14 protein-coding genes are annotated in these 16872 nt (G+C 45.5%); 4 read left to right on the top strand and 10 right to left on the bottom strand.

Annotation, left to right across the window (positions count from 1 at the left end; genetic code table 11):
• Window position 1 precedes the first annotated feature (1 nt).
• The gene (locus QUA78_RS06565; protein ID WP_333301735.1) at window positions 2-2059 is read right to left on the bottom strand and encodes a DNA polymerase III subunit gamma/tau; all 2058 of its coding nucleotides are present in this window, start codon (window positions 2057-2059) and stop codon (window positions 2-4) included.
• Window positions 2060-2598: 539 nt separating this feature from the next.
• On the opposite strand from QUA78_RS06565, the gene QUA78_RS06560 reads away from it, so the two are divergent.
• Window positions 2599-3510 carry a hypothetical protein gene (locus QUA78_RS06560; protein ID WP_333301734.1) on the top strand — a complete coding sequence of 304 codons (912 nt, stop codon included), beginning with the start codon at window positions 2599-2601 and terminating at the stop codon, window positions 3508-3510.
• Window positions 3511-3527: 17 nt separating this feature from the next.
• Here the strand turns inward: QUA78_RS06560 and QUA78_RS06555 are convergent, their stop codons facing one another.
• The 4 genes from QUA78_RS06555 to QUA78_RS06540 form a co-directional block, all read right to left on the bottom strand.
• Window positions 3528-4250 carry a DevA family ABC transporter ATP-binding protein gene (locus QUA78_RS06555; protein ID WP_333301733.1) on the bottom strand — a complete coding sequence of 241 codons (723 nt, stop codon included), beginning with the start codon at window positions 4248-4250 and terminating at the stop codon, window positions 3528-3530.
• A 404-nt stretch (window positions 4251-4654) separates the two neighbouring features.
• Complete coding sequence (devC, locus tag QUA78_RS06550; protein WP_333301732.1) at window positions 4655-5815, bottom strand: ABC transporter permease DevC; 1161 nt, start codon at window positions 5813-5815, stop codon at window positions 4655-4657.
• 184 nt (window positions 5816-5999) lie between these two features.
• A complete protein-coding gene (locus QUA78_RS06545) occupies window positions 6000-7643 on the bottom strand; it encodes an HlyD family efflux transporter periplasmic adaptor subunit (RefSeq protein ID WP_333301731.1) in 1644 nt (547 codons plus the stop codon).
• Between the two features lie 71 nt (window positions 7644-7714).
• On the bottom strand, window positions 7715-8452 hold the full coding sequence (locus QUA78_RS06540; protein WP_333301730.1) for a phycocyanobilin:ferredoxin oxidoreductase: 738 nt from the start codon (window positions 8450-8452) through the stop codon (window positions 7715-7717).
• A 128-nt stretch (window positions 8453-8580) separates the two neighbouring features.
• Here QUA78_RS06540 and tatA point away from each other — a divergent pair, with 128 nt between their 5' ends.
• Window positions 8581-8778: a twin-arginine translocase TatA/TatE family subunit gene (tatA, locus tag QUA78_RS06535; RefSeq protein WP_333301729.1), complete on the top strand. Its 198-nt coding sequence runs from the start codon at window positions 8581-8583 to the stop codon at window positions 8776-8778.
• Between the two features lie 468 nt (window positions 8779-9246).
• On the opposite strand, the gene panB is transcribed toward tatA, so the two are convergent.
• The 5 genes from panB to QUA78_RS06510 form a co-directional block, all read right to left on the bottom strand.
• On the bottom strand, window positions 9247-10023 hold the full coding sequence (gene panB, locus QUA78_RS06530; RefSeq protein WP_333301728.1) for a 3-methyl-2-oxobutanoate hydroxymethyltransferase: 777 nt from the start codon (window positions 10021-10023) through the stop codon (window positions 9247-9249).
• Between the two features lie 523 nt (window positions 10024-10546).
• Window positions 10547-11011 carry a hypothetical protein gene (locus tag QUA78_RS06525; RefSeq protein WP_333398673.1) on the bottom strand — a complete coding sequence of 155 codons (465 nt, stop codon included), beginning with the start codon at window positions 11009-11011 and terminating at the stop codon, window positions 10547-10549.
• 57 nt (window positions 11012-11068) lie between these two features.
• Window positions 11069-11866, bottom strand: a complete 798-nt coding sequence (locus QUA78_RS06520; RefSeq protein ID WP_333398672.1) for a hypothetical protein — start codon at window positions 11864-11866, stop codon at window positions 11069-11071.
• Window positions 11867-11962: 96 nt separating this feature from the next.
• Complete coding sequence (locus QUA78_RS06515; RefSeq protein ID WP_333301724.1) at window positions 11963-12397, bottom strand: hypothetical protein; 435 nt, start codon at window positions 12395-12397, stop codon at window positions 11963-11965.
• A gap of 64 nt (window positions 12398-12461) precedes the next feature.
• Complete coding sequence (locus tag QUA78_RS06510) at window positions 12462-14219, bottom strand: serine/threonine-protein kinase (RefSeq protein ID WP_333301723.1); 1758 nt, start codon at window positions 14217-14219, stop codon at window positions 12462-12464.
• Window positions 14220-14852: 633 nt separating this feature from the next.
• Between QUA78_RS06510 and QUA78_RS06505 the strand changes: the two genes are divergently transcribed.
• Both QUA78_RS06505 and rcbX read left to right on the top strand, forming a co-directional pair.
• Window positions 14853-16283 (top strand): form I ribulose bisphosphate carboxylase large subunit, encoded by a 1431-nt coding sequence (locus QUA78_RS06505; RefSeq protein WP_333228667.1) that lies wholly within the window; start codon window positions 14853-14855, stop codon window positions 16281-16283.
• 137 nt (window positions 16284-16420) lie between these two features.
• Window positions 16421-16834 carry a RuBisCO chaperone RbcX gene (gene rcbX, locus QUA78_RS06500; RefSeq protein ID WP_333302585.1) on the top strand — a complete coding sequence of 138 codons (414 nt, stop codon included), beginning with the start codon at window positions 16421-16423 and terminating at the stop codon, window positions 16832-16834.
• Window positions 16835-16872: the final 38 nt, after the last annotated feature.

Here is a 16872-nt window from a genome sequence, read left to right as displayed (position 1 = left end):
TTTACCAATCTATAAAATCATCCTCATTTAACTCAGAAGATAACTCGGAAAAATCCGGTTCAGATTCCAATCTAAAAGTTTCCGACTCCCAAATCTCCAAGTCCTCCGACAAATCGACTACTTCCCCGTCAAACATATCAGCCAACTTCCTAGCCGAATTTGCGACATCTCGCGCGTCATCACGCACCGCTACAGCCTGAGCGTTAGAGTCATTTTGAGAGTCTGTAGAGGCGTTTGTGGGCGATCGTGATTCGGAAATTGCCGGCACATTAACGGCGGTATTTTCAGCCGCTGGCGGGTATTTTTGTTCTTCTCCACCATTCCCCAAAAAATCATCTGTAATCTCAGAACCCGCCGAGTTTTGCACCTGTTGGCCCGCATCATCCGCAGGATTAGAATTCCTGGGATTTTCGCCAACACGTCCGTTAGAAGTTGGCAAATTATTGGCGCGGGAACTATTAGTTTCAGCGGGATTTGTCAATCCCACTTTTACAGTTACTCGACGGTTAAAAACTTGCAAAAAAGCTTCTTCAATATTAGCTACTTTGTCTTTAACCATATTGAGCAACGGCTGCGAACTAATCTTAACATAAGCAGTATTATTGCTAAAAATTACTAGCTGTCCGTGTTGGCGAAGCAGCGATTGAGTTCCGTGCGGCCGCACGCGGTCAAGTACCTGTTCCCACACTCGATTTAAATCGATTTCATCGGCTGAATTAGTCGGTGAATAATTTGTTTGATTCGTTTCAGCAGTTGGTACAGGTGCGGGAATTGCTGCAGGAGGTGTGCTTTCTGTTTTATTAGCCACAGGCGGCGGCTGAGGTGGAGGATTTTGCGAATTGGGAACTGAAGATTGTTCAATATTAGATGTCTGGCTCCCCCCCTTAGCAAGGGGGGGCTGGGGGGGGTGAATTTGTGATGGAGCAATATTTTTAGCTGGTTCGGCTGCCGATTGCTGGTGAGTTCTAATTGCTGAGGGCAACAATCCCAATAGCGTTACTTCCAGCCACAAACGCGGCTGAGTGGTATTTTTTATTTGCACTTCATGGGTTTGCAAATGTTTCTGACCGGCCAAAATTAACTCGGTCTCCCAATTCAGGGCAAAATTGCAAAGTTTTTCCCAAGTTGCATCGGTTAAAGCTACTAAATTTGACCGTTCTGGTGCAGATTTGGCTATTAGCAAATCTCGGTAAAAGCTGGCGAGACTTTGCAGCACTATTAGCGGTTCCCGACCGCGATCCATGAGGTGGCGGGTCATGTCTATTAATGCTGTAGCGTTATCTGTATCAATAGCTTGCAGCAAATCCATTAAATCATTTTCAGGGACTGCACCGACTAGATCCCAAACTTTTTCGACTGTTACTTGACCGGGAAATAAGCTCAGTTGGTCTAGCAAACTTTCGGCATCTCGCAGACCTCCTTGGGCGATTTGAGCGACCATTTGTACTGCGTCGCTGGCAATATTGATATTTTCTAATTTGGCAATTTTGTGCAAGTGTGCGGTCATTGAGTCGAGGGGGATGCGGCGGAAGTCGAACTTTTGGCAACGAGAAATAATAGTTGGTAAGACTCTTTGTGGATCGGTTGTTGCGAGGACGAATACAACGCGATCGGGCGGTTCTTCTAATGTTTTTAATAAGGCATTAAATGCCTGGGTACTGAGCATATGAACTTCGTCTATTACATATACTTTATAGCGGCACTGTACGGGGGCAAATTGAGCTCGTTCGATTAAATCCCGAATGTTATCTACTCCCGTGTTGCTGGCGGCGTCAATTTCGATGACATCTAGCGTCGAACCTCGGGCAATTTCTTGGCAAACGTTGCATTTGCCGCAGGGTGTCGGGGTGGGGGCAACCGTAGAAATACAGTTGAGAGATTTGGCGAAAATTCTGGCACTGGAGGTTTTACCGGTGCCTCTGGGGCCGGTGAATAGATATGCTGGTGCTATGCGCTCTTGCAGGATGGCGCTGGTGAGGGTTTGGGCGATCGCCTCTTGACCGACTAATTCGGCAAATGTCTGAGGGCGATATTTGTGATGCAGGGGTTCGTAGGTCACGATCGAATATGGGTGGTATTAGCTGTAATCTTAGCTAAGGAGACGTTGTTCGATCGCACCATAGCTCGACTTTCACAGCAAGCCACCCGGTGGGCTTGCAAGGCGGGAGCGAGCGCACAGTAGGAATTAGCACCCTCCCAACGTCCGCGCCTCGATCGTCCGGGCGATCGACTGTTCTCCTTGATGTTTTCCGCTGCTCGCTCCCAGAGTTACTATTAATTTATGTGTATTTCTTTTTATTTTGCTAGAAACGGAGACCGCCGAACAAACATTTTTTTTTAGCTCTATTGGTATAATATATTACAGACAATTCACCATTTCTTTTGGCCTGTGCCAGCGCGGGATTTTTCGATATTTCGGAAACCTGCTTGCAGTTAAAGATAAAGTATTAATTAGAGGGTGCGTGCTCCTGTTGCAGAAATCCAGTTGTACCAAGATGATGGTGGAATGATGTCAATGTTGGTTGATCGAGTTGCACTACCAGCTCTACTCTGGAGTCCTGTATAAATATAGCGTCAAATTTTACCCTTTAAAAGCCCATGTCAACCCAAATAATCCTTGTAGAACCAAGGTTGGCAGTAGCCTCTCCCAAACCTAAACAGGCTAAACCGGGACATCCGTCCTCAGACCAACTCTTCATGGGAGCCTCGGGATTACTGTTGTTATTGCTTATCGGTTTAGCGGTGTTTACCAAGCTAAAACTCGACGATTTGAGAAAAAAGCTCACATTTGAGGAGTTTAGAAATCGAGAACTCCAGAAAAAATACAAAATGGCTCTGGAAACCATCTCAAAAATGGAAAAGAATCCCGACCTTATCCACTCTCGAGACTTTAATTTAGACTACCTAAGAATGCGGATGGCTGAAGAAGTTTTTCACTTTGGCATTGTGAACCAGATCAAGCAAAAAGTCAAAGAAAAAATTAGTATTGCCCTACGTCCGACGCAGAGCGCGGTGGGAGAGAAAAACGGGTCGGCGGGCAGCGGCAGGCAAGTGGATTCGATGTTTGATATCGAATACGAAACTGGCGATCCCGCAGTAAAAATAGAAAAACGAGTGCTGTTTCGGATTCAAATTAAGCTGATGAAACTGCCGACTCAGGCAACATCGGCGACAATTAATCAAATTATTGACTGTTTGGAAACTTATCTGAGTCCTTCTGACGACCACGACAGTTGGCAGCCGACAATTCAAGGTCGCATCGTTCATATTGAGTGGGATCAAAAAGCAAAGCCGACGCCGATGTTGGTGCTGGAACAGTCGAATGAAGGGGTGAATGTTACCTTTAGGACTACGAGAACGCCTGCCGGCCGACCTGCAAATGACCTTGAGAGCCAGTTGACAGGAGCGAAAGGCCAAAAAAACGGCAAAAGTAGTTCTAAAAGTCCAGCCAAAGGTGCAACAAAAAGTCCTGCTAAGGTAGGAGGAAAGCGTCCCGGTTCTCGGAAATAAGTTTAGGTTCATTAATTTTATTTTTCCGAAAGAACGCCTGTGGCAGCCGCTGTTGATGTATCTTGTGCGAGGTAGCCGTCTTCCATGTGAATAATGCGATCGGCTATGTCTAAAATGCGGTTGTCGTGGGTGACAAGCAAAATAGTGCAGTGCTGTTCTTTGGCCAAACCTCGCATAATTTCTACCACATCTCGACCTGATTTACTATCTAGTGCTGCTGTGGGTTCGTCCGCTAATACTAATTTCGGCTGGCTCACTAAAGCCCGGGCGATCGCAACTCTTTGTTTCTGTCCGCCAGAAAGACTGTCCGGGTAATAATCTATTCTTTCTCCCAAGCCTACAGCTTGCAGCATTCCCTCTATTTTATCATTAGTTTCTTGGCGAGAAAGATGGCTGTGCAGTTCTAAAGACATCTGCACGTTTTGCCTAGCTGTCAAGCATTTGAGCAAATTGTGAGCTTGGAAAATATAGCCGATGTCGCGGCGGACTTTAACTAATTTATTTTTCCCGGTTCCCCGCAATTCTTGGTCGAGAATTTTAAGACTACCTTCTTGGATCGCTCGCAAAGCTCCTATCAAGGTTAACAATGTTGTTTTACCAGACCCAGAAGGCCCAGTCATCAGCACGATTTCGCCCGGATAAATTTCGAGGTTGATGTCAAATAATGTCTGTTTGCGAAGTTGTCCTTCCCCAAAGGAATGATTGAGATTTTTAATCGATACAACTGGTAAAGTGTTCATTGTTATTTGTTATTTGTTATTTGTTATTTGTCAATACTCCGGACAGTTTTTGGAACGATACTACAAGCTTACGCGGGGCAAGGAGCATAAAAAAGTCGAATTAAATGTAAGTCAGGGGTGGAGCTGACATTGATTTAATTATCCACAGGGGCTGCGAAGTCTTAGAACATAAGCCATTGGGCCCTATAAAAACTGTCCGGACTATTGATTTGTTATGTTCTATATACCAACACTTCGGACAGTTGATGGGCTTACGCGCTCATGACCTACAAACCGGGTTTCTACAAATTTTGCATTTATTAAGTATAAATATAGGAATAAACCGGGTTTCTGAGACTTCTTCCTTTAACATCCATCCGTTAAATCCGCTACATAATCCATTGCCTAACTTCCTTCTTCCTTCCTTAAAAAATATCCGCCGGGTCAGCCGCCTGCAACTTCCTAACTGCGATCGCCCCCGACACAGAACACATGACAACTGTCATTGCAAAAACAGTTCCAGCTTTCATCAAAGTCATGTACATCGGCAAACTCGTAGCACTTCTCGCTAAATTGTACAGCAGAACAGAAACCCCAAACCCCGGCAAATAACCAATAATTGCCAAAATCAAAGCCTCTTGAAACACCACGCCCAAAAAGTAAATGTCCTTATATCCCATCGCCTTTAGCGTAGCGTATTCGGGTAAATGATCGGTAACATCAGTATAAAGAATTTGATAAACAATCACTATCCCAACGATAAATCCCATTGCCGCGCCGAGAGTAAAAACAAATCCGATTGAGGTACTTTCCTGCCAATATTTTTTTTCAAAAGCTACAAACTCTTCTTTAGAAGAAATTCTCACATCTTTCGGCAAAGTAGCCCTCATTTTATCAACAACTGCCTTAACATCCGTTCCCGGCTCCAAGTTAATAACACCTATATCAATTAGACCTCTTGTTCTCCGCGTCGAAAAAATCCGCAGAAAGTTCAAATCGCTGGTGACAAGATTTCCGTCGGCACCGAAAGATGCCCCTAAAGTAAATAAACCATCTACAGTAACGCGGCGGTTGTCAACTTCTGCTTCGACAATTTTTCCCTGCTGGAAATATTCTGCTACTGGCCCAAACTCCGGACGAGAAGCTTGGTCAAATAAAACCACATCCGCCATTTTGATTTTGTCCAAATTATTTTGGATTTCAGGCATATCAAAGATGGGATGAGTCGGGTCAAAACCGATAACCATCAATTGGCGGGTATTGCGCTGCTTTGGATCGGGATTTTTCCACAATCCAAAGCCTAAATATACCGGGCTGATTGCTGTAACGCCGTCAAAACTCAAAGCTTGATACAAGCGGCGCTGGGGAAAGCTTTTCATGGCTATTAAAGCCGTTGACTGAGTGCTGGTGATAAAAATATCCCCTTTTAACTTCGAGTGAAAGCTAATGGAGCTTTCAAATAGGGCGTCTCTAAATCCAAACTGCATAAACATCAGCAAGTCGGCAAATCCAATGCCGGCTAGCGCGATTACTAAGCGCATTTTTTCGCGCGTTAATTGTGCCCAAGCTAGTGGTATTTTGGCCATAAGAGTCAATTTTAGATTTTAGATTTTAGATCTTAGATTGGGGATTTCGGATTGAATAATTTTAGGACTTAAGCACGAGTGTTGATAAACCAGTTTTTTCCCCTTATATTTAATTCAAACCCTTAATATCGGTAAAACACTCGGTTGCTAGAGTCCCGATTCGTAAGTCTTCTAAACGTAAAATTTAGATATTTATTTTGACTTCAACCTGCAAGTTTGTTAGGGTTGCAACTTTCTTGCTCGATTCCGGATCGAGGCGAATTCTAACTTCGATAACTCTCGCGTCGGTGTCGGCGGCGGGGTCTGTATTAAGGACATCTTTTTTGCTGATTTGTTTGCCGATGCGAGCGACTGTTCCTTCCAAAGTGCCTGCAAATACGGGGCTGCTGACGGTAGCGCGCTGGCCGTTTCGCACTTTGGCGATGTCGGTTTCGTAAATTTCTGCTATGGCGTACATTTGATCGGTGCCGCCTAGTTCTACGATGCCGTCTTGAGTGTTGACACGTTCTCCTTGTCGGCTGTGAACTTTGAGGATGTAGCCGGATACGGGGGCTTTGACGTAGCTTAAGTTTAAGTCTACTTGAGCTTTTTGTTTGGTGGCGATCGCACTTTCTACGGCGGCTTGGGCGGCTTGCACGTCTTCGGGACGTACTTCGGCAATTTGGTCTAGATTTGCTTTGGCTTGATTGATTTGTTCTTGGCCGGTTTCTGCTTTTTGTTTGAGTATTGCTTCGGCTTGATTGATTTGTTCTCTACCGGTTTCTATCTTTTGATTTAAGGTTGCTCTGGCTTGGTTAATTTCCTGCCTGCCTGTTTCTAACTTGCGTCGGAGATTGGCTCGGGATTGATTGATTTCCTGCTTGCCTGTTTCTACTGTTTGTTTGACTGTCGCTTTAGTTTCGACTATTTGCTCTTGTAAAGTTTGTACGGTTTTATTTAAAATAGCTTGAGCTTCTTTGACTTTGTGGCGAGCCGTATCTACTACTAAGCGTTTGGTGTCGTAGGCGGAAGCAGAAATTGCGCCTGTTTCTGAGAGTTCTTTATTGCGTTGTTCCTCGGCTTCGGCGTTCGTCAATTCGGCTTTTAGCCGATCGACTGTAGCGTTTTGAGAGGCAATTTCGCCGCGCAATTGAGCTTCTAACCTAGCCAATTTGGATTGCTGCACCTCTGTTTCTCTTTCTAGTTGTGCCTCAAATTTGGCAAGATTAGCTTGTTCGGCTTCGGTTTCTCTTTGCAGCCCGGCCTCAAACTTGGCGACGTTAGCTTGTTCGGCTTCGGTTTCTCTTCGCAGTTGAGCTTCTAAGCGGGCGACATTGGCTGCTTCGCCTTCGGTTTCCCTTTGCACTTGTGCTTCAAACTTGGCAACTTCTGCTTTTTGAGCGCCGATTTGACCTGTTTTGGCGCCTGCTTGAATTTTCGCTAATTCTGCTTGTTTTACTTTGACTTCTTTGTCGGCTTGTTGGAGGATTGCTTGGAGCCGATCGCGCGTATCGAGAACTGCTATGATTTGTCCTTGAATAACTCGATCGCCCTCTTCCACTTGCAACTGTTCAATTCTTGCTCCCTCAGACGCCGAAGGAGCCGACAATTTAATAACTTCCCCCTGCGGAGTCAACCTACCCAAAGCTGTGACGCTGGTGCGGGTGGCTGCGGGAGTTGCAGCAGCCGTTGCAGCCGCCGCCTTTAACTCTTCGGCTTTTCTAATTTGAGATACTTGCCAAAAACCCACCCCTGTGGTAATGAGAGTTGCCGCGATCGCTAAACCGATGACTCCTCGCCCTGGGGGTTTTAAAAATGATTTATCCTTGACCCGTGATTCCTTTACCATTACTTATAAAGTAGGTGATTTCCTAATTAAGTTTTGTCCACCTACTATTAAGTATTGTAAACAAATTTCAGCTATTTAGGAAAATCAAACAGCACCTCAGTCATGTAATGTTCGGCCCAATCTTGACCGAAAGCTTTTTCGAGTACGCGGCGGGTTTTGTCGTTTTGCTGCTGCTGGCTGCAGTAGTAAATATGAGCGTCGAGAATTTTCGATTCTTCGGCCGCAGAGACTGGTTCAGAGGCGACTGCCTGTTGGCAGTGAATTTCCACGTAGGATTCAACTATGTCCAGAAATCTGTTTTCTTCTTCCATCGACTCTGGCCGCACAAACAGACAAAATTCTGAGAAAATATCCCCCCATTCTGGAATTTGGCGGGGAGAAGAAAATTGATTGACCGGCAAAATTTCCAGTTGAGTTCGGTAGGTTTCCGACAAAGTTCGATCTCGATTGAGGGGAGAAAGGTCTGCGATCGCGGCGCTAACTTGGCCTTTGCCTGCTACTATATCCGTACCGAACATCGGCAAAGCATAATTCGGTCTGGGAAACATCACGCAGTGCAGTATGTCAAGTACCGGCCCGACTTTAGCGAGTTCGAGGTGTATTTTGCGGAACTGGGGCGTTTGATAGCAGCGGTTTTCAATGATCAGTTTTTCTCCTTCCAAGCGCCCTTCTACGTATCCCAACTCAGCGGGCAGGTGGTAGGGTTCCAGGTCTAGATAGCGGTGCCATACTGCTTCCATCCGGTCTGCTAAATTGCGGATGAGGTAGTGCTGTTGTTCGCGGAGGGAAGGCTGGGATATTTCTAACATTCCTATTTATCGGGGGATAGCTTAATAAAACTTGATTCTACTGTTGCAGGATGCAGGAAAAAAGGTAGATACTTTAACAATATCAGTAGATTGACTTACGATCGAGCAAGTTTTACAGGAGATTTTGTATGTTTGGTCTGGGATTGCCTGAAATGGGCATTATTGCGGTAGTCGCTATTCTAATTTTCGGCCCCAAGAAGATTCCTGAGTTAGGAAATGCTTTGGGCAAAACGCTGCGGAGTTTCAAGGAAGGGGTAGGTCTAGGTGATGATGAATCTGTCCAGAAGGAGAAGGAGAATGAGGAAGAGGGTCAGCCGAAGGTGTAAATTAGGTTTGTAGTGAGGAACTTATACCGAATCCGGGTTAGAAATCCGCGCTCTGACTCAGCGGTTGAAATTGCTCGTACACAAACTTTCGCCCCTCTCTTGGAGACTAACAAATAAAGGGGGTATTTAAGCCAGATTTGGTATGAAGTCTGCGGTTGAAACCGCTCCTCAACAAAGTTTCGTTCCTCTCTAAAAGATTAAGAAATAAGGCGTGTTTAAGCCCGTTTTGGTATTAAGTGTGCGGTTGAAACGATCCTAAACAAATTTTCTTTCCTCTCCAAGAGGCTAAGAAAGAAAGGGGTATTTAAGCCACATTTAATATTAAGATTTACAGGACTTAATTTTGACGGTCCTATTTCTTGAAACTATCGTGTGGGGGCAGTAAAACGCGCCCCAAAAGTTAAATATAAATGCCGCCACAGCTTAGTTTGAGCGAGTTTTATGAGGGCTGAAGCCCTCACTACGAATTTATTCTATAAATTTTTGTTCTCTAACTTCGAGAGAATAATCTTTGACAGCTTGGGTAATCGTTTCTCGCAAATTGGCGTAAGCTTTCGCAAAAGGCGGTTGTTTTTCAGAAAGTCCCAACAAATCGGAAGTAACTAAAACTTGACCGTCGCAGTGCGGCCCGGCCCCGATACCAATGGTGGGAATAGTTAGTTTTTGGGTAATTTGAGCGGCTAAGTCTGCGGGAATGTGTTCTAGCACGATCGCAAAAGCACCGGCTTCTTGAAGCGCGATCGACTCTGCTATGATGCGATCGGCTGCTTGGGTCGTTTTTCCTTGTTTTTTGTAGCCGAGTTGGTGTACCGACTGCGGAGTTAAACCGACGTGTCCCATCACCGGAATTCCGGCGGATGTTAGCTGCGAAACTGTGGCGGCCATTGCTGGATATCCACCTTCTAATTTTACAGCTTGAGCGCCTGTTTCTTTCAAAACTCTCCCGGCCGAGTGCATGGCTTGGTGGGGACTTTCTTGGTAAGTCAAAAACGGCAAATCTACAACAATTAATGCTTGTTTAACTCCACGACGCACTGCTTTAGCGTGGTGCAGCATTTCATCGAGGGTTATGGGTAGGGTTGTGTCGTAGCCTAAGACTGTCATGGCGAGGGAATCGCCGACTAGGATGATATCTACGCCTGCTCGATCGATGAGTTGGGCGATCGCATAATCATAAGCTGTCAGGGCAACAATTGACCGCCCTTGTTGTTTCCACTGAATTAATTGATGAGTAGTGACTGACATTTTAGTGCAAAAATATAATATTATCTCCCCCTATTACTTATGATATCAAATCCGGGCGATCGCAGGTTATATTATTTATCATTCGGCTATTGAAATCGCTTAAGAGTCAAAGTTTCGTTCCAGGAGAGGGGGACTAAGAGTAAGAAGAGAAAATTATATAAATTTTCTACGCGAATATAACTTTGCATTCCCTCAGCAGGCAAAACAATCAACCGCTGATTTTTCAAGTCCCCTTCTCAACCCAAATCTTCCTGAATAATTAAGCCTAGTAAAGGTTTTTCTCCTGCGGGAAGTTCTACACAATCATACCTGTATTCTCGTCCAGATACGGCAAGACCAACATTTTTGAACAGACGAAATTTTCTGATTCCTATTGCTGTATTTTCTTCGATTTCACCAACTAGGGTTAAACTTAACTGAGCGGTCGTACAATTCAGGGTACATATTCTATGTTTTAACAATATTTGTAACTGAGAGCGCTGTTGTTCTTTATTGTATAATTTGGGGTGAGAAATGTTGTAAATTAATAGCAAAAGTGCTCTCTAATTATTGAATTACAAAGCTTCTGCCATTCTTGTTTAGAAACATCTGCACGAGTTTTGTCACCCGATGGATCGCGGATATCCCAAATTGTATCTGCAATCCGAGCGAGCGATCGCCCATGAGAACGATAATCGAAGTCCCAGAAAGCATCACCGACGCAATCTCCTTGTGTAGTAATCATTTCTCGATCGACTGTACTACGAATAGCATTCCATTCGCGGATGTAGGCAGAAGAATCGTCAGATCGCAATTTGCGACCTCCTAATTGAGGATTCACTCTATAAAAAAACCAATCAGTAAACCTATCCACAGCTTGAGTGCGTGATTCATAATCGCGCGCTGTAGCACTGTCTAGATTGGAACCACCGACTACAAGGGCTATAGCTAACGCACACACCCCTAAAAACTTCGATATTGACTTAATTGAAAGTGATTTAATTGGCACGAGCAAACCCAATAAAAATTGTCAATTTTCCCGATATAGCTGGTGATAAATCTTATGTTACCATCCATTTTTAGAACAAGAAATTCCTCCTGTTTTAGGTGCGAGCGTAGATAAGCACCAATAATTTTTCCCATCAAACACAACGCCTTTTTTGATATATTGTAACTCAGATAGAGGTTGCCACGGTCGATCGATATTAGACTCGTCATAATATCGATATTGTTTTCCCTTGACCTCTAAACCCCGATCGGTACCTCCCAACCAATAACGACCTTCTTGAATTATGTTTGATGACGAGTTTTGTTGATTACTCTCTGTCTTTTTCTCAATCCACCAATTCCTCACAAAACGTTTTGTATTTTCAGAACCTCTTGTCGTAGCGACTATAACTAGCAGTTCTCCTTGTTTATTGATAAACTCAAAACGACAAGGCCCCTCTCCTGTACCAGAACAATCCTTAATCTCTTTATATCCTAAATCAAATAGCTCTTTAACCGAACGATCTCTGAGGTTAGGTTGACCCTGTAAGCTTGGCTGCCACCCTTGTTGAATCAGGATTTGACGCGCCTCTTTGTATGGCATACCTTGTTTAAGAGGTATTTTTTCAGGGGCATTTACAGAATTTTCAAGGCTGACTTGAACCTTTTCACTTAAAGCAACGATTGTTGAATTTTTTTCTGGATTATTGAGGATTTTTTTTTTACTTCCTGTATCGAGGTTTGCACTATTTATGCTAGGAATTTGTTGCTGTGGGGCAGCACCTGCAAAACTTGTAGATCCAATGGCGATTAGTCCAAGCAAGGCTGCAATAATTCTGGTTGTAACAAGAGTGCGATCGCATATCCAATTTTTCATACTCATCGGTTTAAAACCTTTCTTTTTACAGAGTTGTGTAAAGATGACCTCTAGGAGTTATCTTCGATTAATGCTGCGGAGTAAGACGATCGAGTTTCATATTCCACAATTGGAAATATACATTTCGCGTCGAATTGCTAACCATTCATTGCTGCTGGCTCGATCACCTATACTAATTTGCTGCCCTGTCGTTTGAGGATGACGGCTATAAAAAATTATATCTGCAAGGCGATCGTAGGTTTGCTCGTATGTCTGCCCGTTAATGGTGGTGAATTCCCATCCTGTATCTCCTGGTTTGGACCCATAGCAGACTTCTTGTACTGACTTAACTCGCAGATCGATTTCTGCGCGTAATCTCTGCCATTCATTTATATAGTCGCGATCGCCCGCTTGCAGTTTGCGATTGTTGAGTTCAGGATTAACCTTGTAGAACAAGAAATCCGTTAATCTATCGACGGTTCGATCGCGCGATTCGGCTTTGGCTAAATTGGACCCACCGAGCACAAGGGCGATCGCGAGAGTACAAACCATTGAAAATCTTGAGAGGGATTTAATTGACAGCGACTTGATTAGCATACTGATTTGGTGTTAATTTCTACCGCCATCCCAACCACCTAAGCACGGGAACAACTAAATAATGACTAACTCCCAAACAAAGTCCGATCGCACTTCCCAACAAACCAAAGAACACAATTGAACCCCAAATTTGCAGCCAGCCTAATGTAGCGTTAGACAGTGACAAAATTCCCAAGAAACTAGCCGGAAAAATGTTCCAAGCATTCAGAAACAAAAACATTCCCGTAGAGAAAACAGCCACTACCAAAGCGTGAACTAATTGATGGCTGCGCAAACCCATTCCCACAGTCAGAGAGGCGATCGCAAAAGCTCCCAAAATAACCCCCTGCACACCGCTAGAAGCTGTTGCTTCCATCCAGCACAAACCCGCTAACAAATAACCCTGAGCTCCCATCAATCCAGACAGCCAATACTGTTTTTGCTGGCGAAAACTCCCCGCATCCGTCAAACCGATCGCAGTTCCCAACCCCGCAAACCCAAACAGCAGCACTTCGGGCCCGACAGCGAAAGTCATGTTAGGCATTAATTGGTGCAAACCTTCATTCAGAAAACTGGCAATTTCCGGGCCTAGAGGCGAAGCATAGCCCAAAACCAAACCGCCGATCGCCCCCGCACTTCCACCAACGCCACCGAGCACCATTTCCCAGCCGGTATCCAGAGAAGCTACCACGATTTGGGCGATCGCGCCGAACAGCAAAACCGTCAAATTTGCCGTTTTTTGCGCCCCTGCCACCACTACTTGCCGGCAGAATTCTACAATAGCTTGACCCATTGGGGCGAGCGCGATTTTGCCGTTACTCCTAGCATAAATCTCCTGCAAACGCGCCCGAACATCACCAGCAGTCGCCGGACGCTGCTGCACGTTCGATCGCACCATATCGTCCAACAAATTCGCCAAAGCCGGACTCACAGATACAATGTGCCGCCACCGCAATTCTCCCGTCATCGGATCTTCAATTTCCGCCGGATACTTCCCCGTCAGCAAGTGAATGCAAGTCCGCCCGAGGGCATAAAAATCCGTCGCCGGCACGACACCGCCTCCCACAATTTGTTCCGGGGGACTGTACCCGGGCGAAATCAACCGCGTCGAACTCGGAGAATCTTTCCCCACCCGTTCGACACCGCCCATTTGTTTAACTCCCCCAAAGTCGATCGCCACCAATTGCAGTCCGCCCAAACCCTTGTTAAGCAAAACTTGGGGCGATTCCGGGTCTCGCAGCATCAAATTTGAGGGTTTAATGTCGCGGTGAATAATTTGACACCTGTGCAATTCCTCTAAAATTTCCACAGCTTGACTCAGCCAACTAAACACCCATTCCTGCGGACATCCTTCAGGGTGCTCGTTGAGAACCTCTTCTAAAGTTTTGCCGTGAATCTTTTCCATTACCAAACAAGGCAGCCGCTTCGCAGCAGGATTTCCATCCCCGCCTGCAAAATTTTGCGTTTGGACGTGAAAATAACCGTCAGGCTCGACTCTAGGGACGCCCGGGTGCCGCAAAAGTGCCAAAACCCAAGCTTCTTGCTCGAACAGTTTCAGCGCTTTCGGGGAAGTTTCGAGCAACACTTTCAGGACGCGCTCGGTTTGAGTTTCTGTGTCCCAAACTGTGAAAATCGCTGCAAAACCCCCGGAACCGAGGCCTTGTAGAGGCACGTAGCGATTTTTTAGCCGCAGCGGAGCCCCGCAACTATGACAAAAATTGTTGCCCCAAGTCTGAGGGTAGGGCCTTGGGCAATCTGGATTGATGCAGTGGACGGCTTTTGAAGGGGGGTGAGGCACAACCAGAGTAAAAATGGGGCTAAATATCCATAGTAGACTTACGCGCAGCTAAGGCAGAAACCAGGTTTTCAGCGAGGTTAAATTGCTGTAAGGACGGATTTGGTTGGAGAAACAAGCTTGCTGCACAAGTCCTGTCCATATTATGTGCTATGCTGTCGATTTTTGAGTTGGCAGTCTGAGAGTCACGGGATTTTAAATTTTAGATTTTAAATTTTAAATTGCTACATACTAAATTGTAGTTGAGATCGATCGGGCGATCGATCTCAACTGCAAACCACAACTTTAGGTATTTCTAACTAATTCCCGCTGGCCCATTACCCATTACCAATTCTGATTTTTAAGTATTAAATTCTTTACATAAACCGTATTTATCCGCTGTTCGGCTCGCTGCACAATATATTTCGATCGAGCGAAATTCCTCTTCCGGCTCTGCGATCCCCAGCCTTTCCTCCTGCATCCTTGGTCGCTTACATTTTATAAGATATGTTACAAATATTTTCCTAATGTAAAGCAAAATAAATAATACTTATGATGATTAAAAGAATATTAAAATTCCAGAGCGCCACTTTATTGATATATTTTTAACAGCCTGCGATCGGGCAAAAAAATTAAGCGAATACTAGGAAGCGAGATATGGCTTACGCGCAAACCCAAACTCAATCAAAGGCTGGGTATAAAGCCGGAGTTCAAGACTATAAACTAACGTATTACACGCCGGACTACACGCCGAAAGATACAGATATTTTGGCTGCTTTCCGCGTCACACCGCAGCCTGGAGTTCCCCCAGAAGAAGCTGGAGCTGCTGTGGCTGCTGAATCTTCTACAGGTACATGGACGACTGTTTGGACTGACCTCCTGACCGACCTCGACCGCTACAAAGGTCGCTGCTACGACATCGAACCAGTTCCCGGTGAAGACAACCAGTACATCTGCTTCATTGCTTATCCTTTGGATTTGTTTGAAGAAGGTTCCGTCACCAACTTGCTGACCTCTTTGGTCGGTAACGTGTTCGGTTTCAAAGCTCTGCGCGCTCTGCGGTTGGAAGACTTGCGGATTCCCATTGCTTACCTGAAAACCTTCCAAGGCCCTCCTCACGGTATTACCGTTGAGCGGGACAAATTGAACAAGTACGGCCGTCCTTTGCTGGGTTGTACAATTAAGCCCAAATTGGGTCTGTCTGCTAAGAACTACGGCCGTGCCGTTTACGAAGTTCTGCGCGGCGGTTTGGACTTCACCAAAGACGACGAAAACATCAACTCGCAACCGTTCATGCGCTGGCGCGATCGTTTCTTGTTCGTTCAAGAAGCTATTGAAAAAGCCCAAGCTGAAACCGGCGAAGTCAAGGGTCACTACCTCAACGTAACCGCCCCCACCTGCGAAGAAATGATGGAGCGGGCTGAGTTCGCTAAGGAAATCAAAACCCCCATCATCATGCACGACTACCTGACCGGTGGTTTCACTGCAAACACCACCTTGGCTAAATGGTGCCGCCGCAACGGTATTTTGCTGCACATTCACCGCGCCATGCACGCAGTTATCGACCGTCAGAAAAACCACGGTATCCACTTCCGCGTGCTTGCCAAGTGCTTGCGGATGTCCGGCGGCGACCACCTGCACTCCGGTACAGTTGTGGGCAAACTCGAAGGCGAAAAAGGCATCACGATGGGCTTCGTAGACTTGATGCGCGAAGACCACATCGAAGAAGACCGCAGCCGCGGTATTTACTTCACCCAAGATTGGGCCTCCATGCCCGGTGTCATGCCGGTTGCTTCTGGTGGTATCCACATCTGGCACATGCCGGCTTTGGTGGAAATCTTCGGCGACGACTCCTGCTTGCAGTTCGGCGGCGGCACCTTGGGCCACCCTTGGGGCAACGCACCTGGTGCAACTGCTAACCGCGTTGCTTTGGAAGCTTGCGTCCAAGCTCGTAACGAAGGCCGCAACTTGATGCGCGAAGGCGGAGACATTATTCGCGAAGCTTGTAAGTGGAGCCCTGAATTGGCTGTTGCTTGCGAACTCTGGAAAGAAATCAAGTTTGAGTTCGAGGCAATGGATACCGTTTGATGATTTTGGGTTTGAGATTTTAGGTTTTAGGTCGCAAACTTGCTGGGAAGTCTTTATCTTTGAAGAAGATTTACTTGTAAGTTTGCATCCAAAATCTAAAATCCAAAATCTAAAATTTGAGGGAGCTGGGGTCAAAAATGGATCTCAAACAAGTTGCGAAAGACACCGCTAAGGTGCTGGCAAGTTACCTAACCTATCAATCCGTGCGGATTGTGGTCGCTCAGTTGAGCGAAACCAATCCTCCTTTGGCAATCTGGTTGAACGACTTTTCCACGAAGGGCAAAATCCAAGATGGAGAAGCTTACATTCAAGAGTTGCTGAGGGAAAATCAAGATTTAGGATTTCGGATCATGACTGTGCGAGAGTATCTGGCTCACGATGTGACAGAATATTTGCCAGAAATGGTTTCTACTGGCATTCAACAGGCGAATATGGAACACAGACGCCAGCATTTAGAGCGAACTACGCAACTTAATTGGTCTGTTTCTAGCAGTAATCCTGAAACATCCTCAATAGATTCTGAACCGAATCTGGATAATTTGTCGAGTTAATCGATCGACAAGTGCGATCGAACACACACCTTAGAGAT

The sequence above is a fragment of the Microcoleus sp. K4-B3 genome (genome assembly GCF_036704615.1).
In the GTDB taxonomy this organism is placed as follows: Bacteria; Cyanobacteriota; Cyanobacteriia; order Cyanobacteriales; family Microcoleaceae; genus Microcoleus.
This window is presented reverse-complemented; position numbering and strand designations above follow the sequence as displayed.